Origin of the sequence: Polaromonas sp. (assembly GCF_030689685.1) — a bacterium.
Classification (GTDB): Bacteria; Pseudomonadota; Gammaproteobacteria; order Burkholderiales; family Burkholderiaceae_C; genus Polaromonas.
Map to the genome: position 1 here is coordinate 1 of NZ_JAUYEY010000060.1, position 13,609 is coordinate 13,609.

General features: G+C 58.8%; 9 protein-coding genes, 1 tRNA gene and 1 pseudogene. All 11 read left to right on the forward strand.

All coding sequences use genetic code 11. The features are described 5' to 3' along the window. Positions 1–141: pseudogene (locus Q8O29_RS14330) on the forward strand (elongation factor Tu); the annotation flags it as partial. 41 nt (positions 142–182) lie between these two features. Further along, positions 183–258 (forward strand) — tRNA-Trp (locus tag Q8O29_RS14335). Between the two features lie 135 nt (positions 259–393). Further along, the gene (gene secE, locus Q8O29_RS14340) at positions 394–777 is read left to right on the forward strand and encodes a preprotein translocase subunit SecE (RefSeq protein ID WP_305563915.1); all 384 of its coding nucleotides are present in this window, start codon (positions 394–396) and stop codon (positions 775–777) included. Continuing rightward, positions 777–1,373, forward strand: a complete 597-nt coding sequence (nusG, locus tag Q8O29_RS14345; protein ID WP_371134245.1) for a transcription termination/antitermination protein NusG — start codon at positions 777–779, stop codon at positions 1,371–1,373. Before secE ends, nusG begins: the two co-directional genes overlap by 1 nt. Positions 1,374–1,510: 137 nt before the next feature. Further along, positions 1,511–1,945, forward strand: a complete 435-nt coding sequence (gene rplK, locus Q8O29_RS14350; protein ID WP_305563917.1) for a 50S ribosomal protein L11 — start codon at positions 1,511–1,513, stop codon at positions 1,943–1,945. Next, entirely contained in the window at positions 1,942–2,637 is a 696-nt protein-coding gene (gene rplA, locus Q8O29_RS14355) for a 50S ribosomal protein L1 (RefSeq protein ID WP_188708842.1), read from the forward strand. The genes rplK and rplA overlap by 4 nt, the downstream gene beginning before the upstream one ends. Before the next feature lie 259 nt (positions 2,638–2,896). After that, positions 2,897–3,436 (forward strand): 50S ribosomal protein L10, encoded by a 540-nt coding sequence (rplJ, locus tag Q8O29_RS14360; RefSeq protein ID WP_305563920.1) that lies wholly within the window; start codon positions 2,897–2,899, stop codon positions 3,434–3,436. Between the two features lie 27 nt (positions 3,437–3,463). Then, the gene (gene rplL, locus Q8O29_RS14365) at positions 3,464–3,838 is read left to right on the forward strand and encodes a 50S ribosomal protein L7/L12 (protein WP_305563922.1); all 375 of its coding nucleotides are present in this window, start codon (positions 3,464–3,466) and stop codon (positions 3,836–3,838) included. A 335-nt stretch (positions 3,839–4,173) separates the two neighbouring features. After that, a complete protein-coding gene (rpoB, locus tag Q8O29_RS14370; protein ID WP_305563924.1) occupies positions 4,174–8,286 on the forward strand; it encodes a DNA-directed RNA polymerase subunit beta in 4,113 nt (1,370 codons plus the stop codon). Positions 8,287–8,312: 26 nt separating this feature from the next. After that, on the forward strand, positions 8,313–12,524 hold the full coding sequence (gene rpoC, locus Q8O29_RS14375; RefSeq protein WP_305563926.1) for a DNA-directed RNA polymerase subunit beta': 4,212 nt from the start codon (positions 8,313–8,315) through the stop codon (positions 12,522–12,524). 208 nt (positions 12,525–12,732) lie between these two features. After that, a complete protein-coding gene (locus Q8O29_RS14380; RefSeq protein WP_305563928.1) occupies positions 12,733–13,326 on the forward strand; it encodes a LemA family protein in 594 nt (197 codons plus the stop codon). The last annotated feature ends 283 nt before the right edge of the window (positions 13,327–13,609 follow it).

Consider the following 13,609-nt stretch of genomic DNA (forward strand, 5'->3'; position numbering starts at 1 on the left):
GAGATGGTCATGCCAGGCGATAACGTGTCAATCACCGTCAAGCTGATCAACCCGATCGCGATGGAAGAAGGTCTGCGTTTCGCCATCCGCGAGGGCGGCAAGACCGTCGGCGCTGGTGTCGTGGCAAAGATTCTTGCGTAAGCGCTGACGGTAAGCGCTGACATTTTTGCGAGGTTTGACGGAGGGGTATAGCTCAATTGGCAGAGCGTCGGTCTCCAAAACCGAAGGTTGTAGGTTCGATTCCTACTGCCCCTGCCACTCGGCTTTGACAGGTGTCGATGCCGCCGGTGGTTAGAAAAGACAGTAAAGCGAAGCCCGCCGGGAGTCCCAGGACCTCGGGTGGGCTTAAGCGTCTGAAAAGACGCATGAAGATTGAACAGGAATCAGGCGCTTATGGCCACTTCTCAAGTCGAAACCGTCAGCACCATTGCTGACAAAGCCAAGCTGGCGCTGGCCATTGCCCTGGTCGTGGCTTCGCTCGCGGGCTTTTACCTGCTGGCCAAGCAGGGCCAGATCGCCCAATGGGGTGGTTTGATGGTGGGGCTGGTGGCGGCCGTGGTCGTGTTTATGACCGCGGAACCCGGCAAGCAGTTCGTCGCCTTCGGGCGTGACTCCTGGCGCGAAGTCAAGAAGGTGGTGTGGCCCGCCCGCAAGGAAGCCATGCAGATGACGGCCTACGTTTTTGCATTTGTGGTGGTGATGGCGCTCTTTTTGTGGCTCACGGATAAAACGCTTGAGTGGGTGTTTTACGACCTGATTTTGGGGTGGAGAAAATAATGAGCGATGTAAACGGTGACGTGATCAGCGAAGTGGCGGCTGGCGCATCCCTGCAACCGACTCCCGGCATGCAGTGGTATGTGGTGCATGCCTATTCCGGCATGGAAAAAGCCGTTGAACGCAATATTGTCGAACGCATCAACCGCGCCGGCATGCAGGCCAAGTTTGGCCGTTTCCTGGTGCCGACTGAAGAAGTGGTCGAAATCAAGAATGGGCAGAAAAAAACCACTGAGCGTCGTTTCTTCCCCGGTTATGTGTTGGTCGAGATGGTCATGGACGACGAAACCTGGCACCTGGTGAAACACACCAACAAGGTCACCGGTTTTGTCGGTGGTGCAAAAAACCGCCCGGCACCGATTTCCGAAGAAGACGTCCAGAAAATCGTGAACCAGATGCAGGTCGGCACCGAGAAGCCGCGGCACAAGGTCGAATTTGAAACTGGTGAATATATCCGCGTCAAGGACGGCCCGTTTACCGACTTCAACGGCACGGTCGAAGAGGTCAATTACGACAAGAACAAAGTGCGTGTGTCGGTCACGATCTTCGGACGTGCGACACCCGTGGAGCTGGAATTCAGCCAGATAGAGAAGACCTGAGTTCCGGCAGGTAAAAAATTCGCGCCTTGCAACTCGGCGCGGAGGGCTCTCAGGGGCCTGATTGAGTTGTGTAACCCCCGGGGAGCCCGTGCCTGTTTTTACAGCGCCCAGGCGTTATGACCCGCAAGGAGAAAAGTATGGCGAAAAAAATCGTCGGCTTCATCAAGCTGCAAGTGCCAGCTGGTAAGGCCAATCCATCCCCCCCGATCGGCCCGGCTTTGGGTCAGCGCGGCCTGAACATCATGGAGTTCTGCAAGGCATTCAATGCCCAGACCCAGGGTGTCGAACCGGGTCTGCCTCTGCCTGTGGTGATCACGGCATTTGCCGACAAGAGCTTTACCTTTGTCATCAAGACGCCTCCCGCAGGCGTCCTGATCAAAAAGGCCATCAAGCTCGACAAGGGTTCTGCCACGCCCCACACGGTGAAGGTCGGCAAGATATCCCGCGCACAGCTTGAAGAAATTGCCAGGACCAAAATGAAAGACATGACGGCTGCTGACCTCGACGCTGCAGTTCGTACGATTGCTGGTACGGCCCGCTCCATGGGCGTGACGGTGGAGGGTGTTGTATGAGCAAGCTGACTAAACGCCAAAAAACCATCGGCGACAAAATCGACAGCAACAAGCTGTATGCAGTGGCCGATGCGCTGGGTCTGGTTAAGGAATTTGCCGTTGCCAAGTTCGATGAATCCATCGACGTGGCCGTGCAACTCGGTATCGATGCCAAGAAATCCGACCAGGTGGTCCGTGGCGCCGTTGTGCTGCCCAACGGCACCGGCAAGACCAAACGTGTGGCCGTGTTCGCACAGGGCGCCAAGGCTGAAGAAGCCAAGGCTGCCGGCGCCGACATCGTCGGCATGGACGATCTGGCAGCCGACATCAAGGCCGGCAAGATGGATTTCGATGTCGTGATCGCGTCGCCCGACGCCATGCGTGTCGTTGGTACCCTGGGCCAGATCCTCGGCCCGCGCGGCCTCATGCCGAATCCGAAAGTCGGAACGGTGACGCCGGATGTAGCCACGGCCGTGAAAAACGCCAAGGCTGGCCAAGTGCAGTTCCGTGTCGACAAGGCCGGTATCGTGCATGGCACCATCGGTCGCCGCTCTTTTGACACCGACAAGCTCCAGGGCAACCTGGCTGCATTGATCGATGCGCTGACCAAGGCCAAGCCTGCGTCGAGCAAGGGTGTGTATCTGAGGAAAGTGGCGGTTTCGTCCACGATGGGTGTGGGCGTTCGCGTCGACACGCAAACCATCGCGGCGTAAGCGCAGAAATTTGACCTGTCCGAAGGGGTGGGTCGAAGTGGTGGGCTGCCGGGGTTTCGGCTCCGGCAGGTCATCCAGGACCGTTGGTGTGACAGGCGCAAGTCCGTCGCTTAATCGTCGCAAGACAGCCAACGCAGATGGCGGTCCCGCTGCTGAATGGTTTTGAAAAAAATCTGAAACAGTTGGTCGCTGAACATAGGCGTGTTGATCGGAAGGCGCGAAGGCGCGATCTGAAAAACACATTATTAAGGAGTAGACCTTGAGTCTCAACCGCAGTGAGAAACAAGCCGTCATTGATGAAGTGACCGGCCTCGCCGCTAAAGCTCAAACGCTCGTGATGGCGGAGTACCGTGGCATCACGGTCGCTGACATGACCAAGCTTCGCAGCCAAGCCCGCGACAAAGGCGTGACCCTGAGCGTGTTGAAAAACACCCTGGCTCGCCGTGCCGTGGCAGGCAGCGCGTTTGATGTCCTGTCCGACCAGATGACCGGTCCGTTGATCTATGGCTTTTCCACAGACGCTGTCGCTGCCGCCAAGGTGGTTGCCGACTTCGCGAAGACCAACGACAAGTTGGTGATTCGCGCAGGCGCCATGGCAGGAAAAGTCCTGGACGTGAACGGCGTCAAGCAGCTCGCGAACATTCCTTCGAAAGAAGTGCTGCTCGCCCAGCTGTTGGGCCTGATGCAATCGCCCATTTCGCGTACGGCACGTGTGCTGGCCGCACTGGCGGAGAAAAAAGGCGACGGCAACGATGGGATCGTAGCCGCAGAGCCCGCAGCAGAAGCTGCAGCGGCATAACCTGTACCAACTTTTTAGGAAATCAAAATGGCATTCGATAAAGACGCATTTTTGACCGCGCTCGACAGCATGACGGTCCTCGAACTCAACGACCTGGTGAAAGCCATCGAAGAGAAATTTGGCGTGAGCGCTGCAGCGATGTCTGCACCTGCCGCCGGCGGCGGCGCAGCCGCTGCAGTGGCTGAAGAGAAGACTGACTTCAACGTCGTTCTGCTCGAAGCCGGCGCCCAGAAGGTGCAAGTCATCAAAGCGGTGCGTGAGATCACCGGCCTCGGCCTCAAGGAAGCCAAGGACCTGGTTGACGGCGCTCCCAAGAACGTCAAGGAAGGCCTTCCAAAAGCTGATGCAGAAGCAGCCAAGAAGAAGCTCGAAGACGCTGGCGCGAAAGTCGAACTCAAATAATCCTTGTGGTTTGATAAGGCTGGAAGCCGGTTTCGGCTTCCAGCCTTTCGTGCTTTCAAGGAGCATCGTTAAAAGCACCGCGCAAGCAACCTTTTAAGCTCTTTGGAAACACTGGCAAGCAGATTTGATGAAAATCTTTTTGCCAGTGCTTCCTGACCCCGACTGCAGGAAACGCCTTGGTTCGGGCAACGTGCAATGCGTTGCCGTCCGCCATGGTTGGTAGTGGCCAACCACCAAGTCTGTTTGATTACGTGGTGTATTCATTCAAGACAGTCGCCAGAGCTTAACAAGCCGGTTGCCCGTACCGGTTTGTGTCCCATCAAAGCGGAGAACTCATGGCCTATTCCTATACCGAACGCAAGCGAATTCGCAAAAGTTTCGGCAGCCGCGAAAGTGTGCTGAATGTTCCTTACCTGCTGCAGATGCAAAAAGACGCCTACACGGCGTTTCTGCAAGCCGACCGTGCGCCGCAAAAGCGCACCATCGAAGGCCTGCAGGCTGCATTTGAAAACGCCTTCCCTATCGTCTCGCACAACGGGTTTGTCGAGATGAAATTCATCGAGTACAACCTGGCCAAGCCCGCCTTTGACGTGCGCGAGTGCCAGACCCGCGGCCTGACCTTTGCGTCGGCCGTGCGTGCCAAGGTCCAGCTGATCATTTATGACCGCGAATCCTCGACCTCGCAGTCCAAGGTGGTCAAGGAAGTCAAGGAGCAGGAAGTCTACATGGGCGAAGTTCCGCTCATGACCGACAAGGGTTCCTTCGTCATCAACGGTACCGAGCGTGTCATCGTGTCCCAGCTACATCGCTCGCCGGGCGTGTTTTTCGAACATGACAAGGGCAAGACCCACAGTTCGGGCAAGCTCTTGTTCTCGGCTCGCATCATCCCTTACCGCGGCTCGTGGCTGGACTTCGAATTCGACCCCAAGGACATCCTGTATTTCCGCGTTGATCGCCGCCGCAAGATGCCGGTCACCATCCTGCTCAAGGCCATCGGGCTGAACCCCGAGTCCATCCTGGCGAACTTCTTCGTGTTCGACAATTTCCGCATCATGGACAGCGGTGCGCAGATGGAATTCGTCGCCGAGCGCATGCGCGGCGAGGTGGCCCGTTTCGACATTACCGACAAAAACGGCAAGGTTGTTGTTGCGAAGGACAAGCGCATCACCGTGCGCCACACGCGCGAACTTGAGCAGAGCGGCACGTCCACCATCAGCGTCCCCGAGGATTTCCTGATCGGCCGTGTGGTTGCCAAGAACATCGTGGATGCCGAGACCGGCGAGATCATCGCCAAGGCCAACGACGAGTTGACCGAAGCGTTGTTGAAGAAACTTCGACTGGCCAACGTGCAGGACTTGCAGGTGTTGTACACCAACGAGCTGGATCAGGGCGCCTACATTTCCCAGACCCTGCGCGCTGATGAAACAGCCGACGAATTTGCTGCCCGTGTCGCCATCTACCGCATGATGCGCCCCGGCGAGCCACCTACCGAAGATGCTGTTCAGGCCCTGTTCCAGCGCCTGTTCTACAACCCGGACACCTACGACTTGTCCAAGGTCGGCCGCATGAAGTTCAACGCCCGCGTGGGCCGCGACACTTCGACCGGCCCCATGGTCATGACCAACGAGGACATCCTCGCTGTCGTCAAGATTCTGGTGGATCTGCGCAACGGCAACGGCGAAGTCGATGACATCGATCACCTGGGCAACCGCCGCGTGCGTTGTGTCGGTGAACTGGCTGAAAACCAGTACCGCACCGGTCTCGCACGTATCGAAAAAGCCGTGAAAGAGCGCCTGGGCCAAGCCGAGCAAGAGCCCTTGATGCCGCATGACCTGATCAACAGCAAGCCGATTTCGGCGGCGTTGAAAGAGTTCTTCGGTGCTTCGCAGCTATCGCAGTTCATGGATCAGACCAACCCGCTGGCCGAGATCACCCACAAGCGCCGTGTATCGGCCCTTGGCCCCGGTGGCTTGACGCGCGAACGTGCCGGTTTTGAAGTGCGTGACGTGCACGTGACTCATTACGGCCGCGTCTGCCCGATTGAAACGCCGGAAGGTCCAAACATCGGCCTGATCAACTCGCTGGCCCTGTATGCCCGCCTCAACGAATACGGTTTTATTGAAACGCCGTACCGCCGCGTGATCGACAGCAAGATCACGACACAAATCGACTACCTGTCCGCGATCGAAGAAGGCAAGTACGTGATCGCCCAGGCGAATGCGGCGCTGGACGATGGCGGCAAACTGACCGGCGACCTGGTTTCCGCCCGCGAAAACGGCGAGTCCGTGCTGGTGGGCGCAGAACGCGTCCAGTACATGGATGTGTCGCCTGCGCAGATCGTCTCAGTGGCTGCCTCGTTGGTTCCTTTCCTGGAGCACGATGACGCCAACCGCGCGCTGATGGGTGCCAACATGTCGCGCCAGGCTGTGCCTGTGCTGCGCCCTGAAAAGCCACTGGTCGGCACGGGTATCGAGCGCGTCGCCGCGATCGACTCCGGCACCGTGGTGACTGCCACTCGCGGCGGTATTGTTGACTATGTCGATGCCACCCGCATCGTGGTGCGTGTCAATGATGCAGAAGCCCTGGCCGGCGAAGTGGGTGTGGACATCTACAACCTGATCAAGTACCAGCGGTCCAACCAGAACACCAACATCCACCAGCGCCCCATCGTCAAGATTGGCGACAAGCTGGCCAAGGGCGACGTGATTGCCGACGGTGCATCCACCGACCTCGGCGAAATCGCCATCGGCCAGAACGTGCTGATCGCCTTCATGCCGTGGAACGGCTACAACTTCGAGGATTCGATCCTGATCTCCGAGCGTGTGGTGGCGGAAGACCGCTACACCTCGATTCACATCGAAGAACTCGTGGTGATGGCACGCGACACCAAGCTGGGCTCGGAAGAGATCACGCGCGACATTCCCAATCTGTCCGAGCAGCAGCTCAACCGCCTTGACGAGTCCGGCATCATTTATGTCGGCGCTGAAGTCCAGCCGGGCGACACGCTGGTCGGCAAGGTCACGCCAAAAGGCGAGACCACGCTGACACCAGAAGAAAAACTGCTGCGCGCCATCTTCGGCGAAAAAGCCAGCGATGTGAAAGACACGTCGCTGCGTGTGAGCCAGGGCTCGCAGGGCACAGTGATCGACGTGCAGGTGTTCACCCGTGAAGGCATTGTTCGCGACAAGCGCGCCCAGCAGATCATCGACGACGAACTCAAGCGCTTCCGTCTGGACCTGAACGACCAGCTACGCATTGTGGAAGCCGATGCCTTCGACCGTATCGAAAAACTGCTCAATGGCAAGGTTGCCAATGGCGGCCCGAAAAAGCTGGCCAAGGGCACCAAGATCGACAAGGCCTACCTGGCCGATGTCGAGAAGTACCACTGGTTCGACATCCGTCCTGCGGATGACGAGGTTGCTTCGCAGCTCGAAAGCATCAAGAACTCGATGGAGCAGACGCGCCACAGTTTCGATTTGTCTTTCGAGGAAAAGCGCAAGAAGCTGACACAAGGCGACGAATTGCCTGCCGGCGTGTTGAAGATGGTCAAGGTTTACCTGGCGGTCAAGCGCCGCCTGCAGCCTGGCGACAAGATGGCCGGCCGCCACGGCAACAAGGGTGTGGTTTCCAAGATCGTGCCGATCGAAGACATGCCGCACATGGCCGACGGTACGCCTTGCGACATCGTGCTGAACCCGCTGGGCGTGCCTTCCCGCATGAACGTCGGCCAGGTGTTGGAAGTGCATTTGGGCTGGGCTGCCAAAGGCCTGGGCCACCGCATCGGCGACATGTTGCAGGCCGAGGCCAAGGTGCAGGAGCTGCGCAAGTTCATGGAGACGATCTACAACAAGTCCGGTCGCGCTGAAGACCTGGCCAAACTGCCGGATTCCGACATCCTTGAGATGGCCAGCAACTTGACCACGGGTGTTCCGTTTGCGACGCCGGTGTTTGACGGTGCGTCGGAAGCCGAGATCATGCAGATGCTGCAGCTCGCCTATCCGGACGACATCGCCAAAACCAAGGGCCTGACCGCCACACGCACCCAGGCGCAGCTATATGACGGCCGCACCGGTGACGCCTTTGAGCGCACCACGACGGTGGGCTATATGCACTTTCTGAAACTTCACCATCTGGTGGATGACAAGATGCACGCACGTTCGACCGGCCCGTACTCTCTGGTGACGCAGCAGCCTCTGGGCGGCAAGGCGCAATTCGGTGGACAGCGCTTCGGCGAGATGGAGGTCTGGGCGCTGGAAGCCTACGGCGCTGCCTACACCCTGCAGGAAATGCTCACCGTCAAGTCCGACGACGTGGTGGGCCGCACCAAGGTTTACGAAAGCATCGTCAAGGGCGAGCACGCGATCACGGCAGGTATGCCCGAGTCGTTCAACGTGCTGGTCAAAGAGATTCGTTCGCTCGGTATCGACATCGAACTCGAACGCAGCTAAACAGCGGACAAGAAAAGGATTTACACATGAAATCATTACTCGACCTGTTCAAGCAATTCACGCCGGATGAGCATTTCGATGCTATCAAGATCGGCATGGCCTCGCCCGAGAAGATCCGCTCATGGTCTTTCGGTGAAGTCAAAAAGCCTGAAACCATCAACTACCGCACCTTCAAACCAGAGCGCGACGGTCTTTTTTGCGCCAAGATTTTTGGCCCCATCAAGGACTACGAATGCCTGTGCGGCAAGTACAAGCGCCTCAAGCACCGCGGTGTCATCTGCGAGAAGTGCGGCGTTGAAGTCACACAGACCAAGGTCCGCCGCGAGCGCATGGGTCACATCGACCTGGCGGCGCCCTGCGCACACATCTGGTTCCTGAAATCGTTGCCGTCACGTCTGGGCCTGGTGCTCGACATGACCTTGCGCGATATCGAACGCGTGCTGTATTTCGAAGCATATGTCGTTACCGATCCCGGCATGACCCCGCTGAAGAAATTCAGCATCATGTCCGAAGACGACTACGACGCCAAGCGCAAGGAATACGGTGACGAGTACACCGCCAAGATGGGCGCCGAGGGCATCAAGGATCTGCTTCAAGGCCTGGACCTGGACGACGAAATCAACAAGCTGCGCAACGACCTGACCGGTTCCGAAATCAAGATCAAGAAAAACGCCAAGCGTTTGAAATTGATGGAAGCGTTCAAGAAGTCTGGCATCAAGCCGCACTGGATGGTGCTCGATGTGCTGCCGGTGCTGCCGCCTGATCTGCGTCCGCTGGTGCCACTCGACGGTGGCCGCTTCGCCACCTCCGACCTGAACGACCTGTATCGCCGCGTGATCAACCGCAACAGCCGTCTGCGCCGTTTGCTGGAACTGAAAGCGCCTGAAATCATTGCCCGCAACGAAAAGCGCATGCTGCAGGAAGCTGTGGACTCGCTGCTCGACAACGGCCGCCGTGGCAAAGCCATGACGGGCGCCAACAAGCGCGCACTGAAGTCGCTGGCCGACATGATCAAAGGCAAGTCAGGCCGTTTCCGCCAGAACTTGCTGGGCAAACGCGTCGACTACTCGGGTCGTTCCGTGATTACCGTCGGTCCGACGCTCAAGTTGCATCAGTGCGGTTTGCCCAAGCTGATGGCGCTGGAACTGTTCAAACCGTTCATCTTCTCGCGCCTGGAAGCCATGGGCATTGCCACCACGATCAAGGCGGCGAAGAAAGAAGTTGAATCCGGTACGCCAGTCGTCTGGGACATCCTGGAAGAGGTGATCAAAGAGCACCCGGTCATGCTCAACCGTGCACCTACCTTGCACCGCCTAGGCATCCAGGCCTTCGAGCCCATCCTGATCGAAGGCAAGGCTATCCAGCTACACCCTCTCGTTTGCTCGGCCTTTAATGCCGACTTTGACGGCGACCAGATGGCTGTCCACGTGCCGCTGTCGGTGGAAGCGCAGATGGAAGCCCGCACCTTGATGCTGGCGTCAAACAACATTCTGTTTCCCGCCAGCGGCGAGCCTTCCATTGTTCCGTCGCAGGACGTGGTGCTGGGCCTGTACTACACGACGCGCGACCGTACCAACGGCAAGGGCGAAGGCCTGGTGTTTTCCGACACTGGCGAGGTTCGCCGCGCCTTTGATGCGGGCGAACTCGACCTGAACGCCCGCATCAGCGTGCGCCTGACCGAGTACACCAAGGACAAAGTGAGTGGCGACTTCACGGCCTCGACCAAGCTGTGGGAAACCACGGGTGGCCGGGCCTTGCTGTCCGAAATCCTGCCCAAAGGCCTGCCGTTTGCCAACATCAACAAGGCGTTGAAGAAAAAGGAAATCTCCAAGCTGATCAACGTTTCTTTCCGCAAGTGCGGATTGAAAGAAACCGTGGTGTTCGCCGACAAGCTCTTGCAAGCAGGCTTCCGCCTTGCAACCAAGGCTGGTATTTCGATCTGTATCGACGACATGCTGATCCCCAAGGAAAAGCCGAGCATCATTGCCCGTGCCCAAAAGGAAGTCAAAGAGATCGAGCAGCAGTATGTCTCGGGTCTCGTGACCTCTGGCGAGCGCTACAACAAGGTGGTGGACATCTGGGGCAAGTCCGGCGACGAAGTGTCCAAGGTCATGATGGCCCAGCTTTCCAAAGAGAAAGTCATGGACCGCCATGGAAAGGAAGTCGAGCAGGAGTCCTTCAACTCCATCTACATGATGGCCGACTCCGGTGCTCGTGGCTCCGCCGCGCAGATTCGCCAGGTCGCCGGCATGCGCGGTCTGATGGCCAAGCCGGATGGCTCCATCATCGAAACGCCGATCACCGCCAACTTCCGCGAAGGCCTGAACGTGCTGGAGTATTTCATCTCCACCCACGGTGCGCGTAAAGGTCTGGCCGACACGGCGCTGAAAACCGCCAACTCCGGTTACCTGACCCGCCGCCTGTGCGACGTGGTGCAGGATCTGGTGGTGACCGAGGAGGATTGCGGGACGCAAGACGGTTCGGTGATGCGCGCTATTGTTGAAGGCGGTGAGGTGATTGAATCGCTGCGTGACCGTATCCTCGGCCGCACCGCAGTTGAAGATGTCTTGCACCCCGAAAACCGCGCTGTCCTGGCCAAGGCCGGCGTGATGCTGGACGAGGACCTGATCGACGAGCTGGAAGAGGCCGGCGTGGACGAAGTCAAAGTGCGTACGGCACTGACCTGCGAAACCCGCTTCGGCCTGTGCGCCAAGTGTTACGGTCGCGATCTGGGCCGTGGTGGCCTGATCAACATCGGCGAAGCAGTTGGCATCATCGCCGCGCAGTCGATCGGCGAGCCAGGCACGCAGCTAACCATGCGCACCTTCCACATCGGTGGTGCGGCATCGCGGGCGGCCATCGCATCCAGCGTCGAAGCCAAGTCTAACGGCGTGATCGGTTTCAACGCACCCATGCGTTATGTGACCAACAGCAAAGGTGATCTGGTGGTGATTGCCCGTTCCGGCGAGATCGTCATTCATGACGAACATGGCCGTGAGCGCGAGCGCCACAAGGTGCCCTACGGCGGCATACTGAACGTCAAGGCCGACCAGCAAATCAAGGCTGGTGCGATTCTGGCTAACTGGGACCCGCTGACCCGCCCCATCATTACCGAGTTCGCCGGCAAGGTGCTCTTCGAGAATGTGGAAGAAGGCGTCACAGTGGCCAAGCAGCTCGACGAAGTGACCGGTCTGTCCACCCTGGTGGTGATCGATCCGAAACGCCGCGGCGCAACCAAAGTGGTCAGGCCGCAGGTCAAGCTGATCGACGCGACCGGAAACGAAGTCAAGATCCCCGGCACCGATCACTCGGTGACCATCGGCTTCCAGATCGGCGCGCTGGTTCAGGTGCGCGATGGTCAGGACGTGGGCCCCGGCGAGGTGTTGGCGCGTATTCCGGTCGAAGGCCAGAAGACCCGCGACATCACCGGCGGTTTGCCGCGTGTGGCCGAGCTGTTTGAAGCCCGCACGCCGAAAGACAAGGGCACGCTGGCAGAGATGACCGGCACCGTGTCCTTTGGTAAAGAGACCAAAGGCAAGATCCGCTTGCAGATCACGGATCCTGAAGGCAAGGTCTGGGAAGACCTGGTTCCGAAGGAGAAAAACATCTTGGTGCACGAAGGCCAGGTCGTGAACAAGGGCGAGTCGATCGTGGACGGCCCGGCCGATCCGCAAGACATCCTGCGCCTGCTGGGCATGGAGGAGTTGGCCCGTTACATCGTCGACGAGGTGCAGGACGTTTATCGCCTGCAGGGTGTGAAGATCAACGACAAGCACATTGAAGTGATTGTTCGCCAGATGTTGCGCCGTGTGGTGGTTGAAAACGTCGGTGAGTCCAGCTACATCGCCGGTGAGCAGGTTGAGCGCTCGGTCATTCTGGATGCCAACGATGCGCTGCGTGCAGAAGGCAAGATTGCGGCGACTTTCAGCAACTTGTTGCTCGGTATCACCAAGGCATCGCTGTCGACTGACTCGTTCATCTCTGCGGCTTCTTTCCAGGAAACCACCCGCGTGCTCACCGAGGCTGCCATCATGGGCAAGCGCGACGAGCTGCGCGGCCTGAAAGAAAACGTGATCGTCGGACGCCTGATTCCCGCCGGCACCGGCATGGCTTATCACGAGGCGCGCAAAGCCAAGGACCAGATGGACGACGCCGAGCGCCGTGCCATCGCCGAGGCAGAAGCGGCGGAACTCGAAGCCCTGCCCGAAGCCAGCAGTGAAGGTGCAGCCAGCAAGTAATTGCGACTTTTGAATGCTATAAAAAACGTAGCGCCTTGCGCCCTTGGATAAAGGGTGCAAGGCGTTTTTTATTGAAAATTCGGAAATCTGGTACAGGAACAAGCGGTGGCGTGCTCGCTCCCGCTGTACAGCGCCCGCGCTTGTCGGCTACAGTCGCGATGCCCCCTGACGGCCGCAGCACTGTCGCTGCCTTAAGAGAGAAGTTGCCATGTCCACCCAGTCCCTGATTCTGATCGCCGTGTTTGCCTTGTTGCTGTTCTGGGCCGTCGGCGCCTACAACCGGCTGGTGCGCCTGAAGAACCTGATTGCCAATGCGTTTGGCCAGATCGACGTGCAGCTCAAGCGCCGATACGACCTGATTCCCAACCTCGTGGAGGCTGCCAAAAAATACCTGTTGCACGAGCGCGAAACGCTGGAGGCCGTGATTGCCGCGCGCAATCAGGCGCGCTCTGCCAGTGACGCGGCGCGCAGCCGGCCGACCCATGCGCCGGAAGTGATGGCGCTGGCGGTGGCTGAGCAGGCGCTCGTCGGCAGCCTGGACCGGCTGTTCGCGCTGACCGAGGCCTACCCGGAGCTCAAGGCTGACGAAACCATCCGCGAGCTCAGCGGAGATCTCACCAGTGCCGAAAACAAGGTGGCTTTCGCGCGCCAGGCCTATAACGACTGCGTGCTCGACTACAACAACGCTCAGGCACAGTTTCCTGCGTTGCTGGTTGCACGCGTGTTCGGCTTTGCGTCAGCTGCGATGTTGCAGGCCACCGAAAGCGCTGTCGAACGTCAGACCGTGCGCATCCAGATGTGACGATGCCCCCCACGCTGGTCGCTTCGCGTGCCTACGGCGGTGCGCTGCCCCTGTCACGGGGAAGAGGGGCTCATTTTTCCAGGGGCGGCCCGTCGAAAAATTGCTTGCCCGCTCTTGGTGCCGGCTGGCAAATCTAGGAGCCTGGGCGGCAGAAGGCGTCGAAGCGAAAAGTGGCCCCGGCGAGGACAGTTTTTGCCGGGTTTGCAGCGCCATAGCCGTAGCTATGGGGCAAAAAGCCGGTGAAAAATGGACCGTCGCGGCCGCTTTGCAGCCGACGTTCCTT

Bases quoted from the DNA above. Each gene is read 5' to 3' on its own strand.
- secE (WP_305563915.1), top strand. From the start codon at position 394: ATGGCCACTTCTCAAGTCGAAACCGTCAGCACCATTGCTGACAAAGCC.
- nusG (WP_371134245.1), top strand. From the start codon at position 777: ATGAGCGATGTAAACGGTGACGTGATCAGCGAAGTGGCGGCTGGCGCA.
- rplK (WP_305563917.1), top strand. From the start codon at position 1,511: ATGGCGAAAAAAATCGTCGGCTTCATCAAGCTGCAAGTGCCAGCTGGT.
- rplA (WP_188708842.1), top strand. From the start codon at position 1,942: ATGAGCAAGCTGACTAAACGCCAAAAAACCATCGGCGACAAAATCGAC.
- rplL (WP_305563922.1), top strand. From the start codon at position 3,464: ATGGCATTCGATAAAGACGCATTTTTGACCGCGCTCGACAGCATGACG.
- rpoB (WP_305563924.1), top strand. From the start codon at position 4,174: ATGGCCTATTCCTATACCGAACGCAAGCGAATTCGCAAAAGTTTCGGC.
- rpoC (WP_305563926.1), top strand. From the start codon at position 8,313: ATGAAATCATTACTCGACCTGTTCAAGCAATTCACGCCGGATGAGCAT.
- Q8O29_RS14380 (WP_305563928.1), top strand. From the start codon at position 12,733: ATGTCCACCCAGTCCCTGATTCTGATCGCCGTGTTTGCCTTGTTGCTG.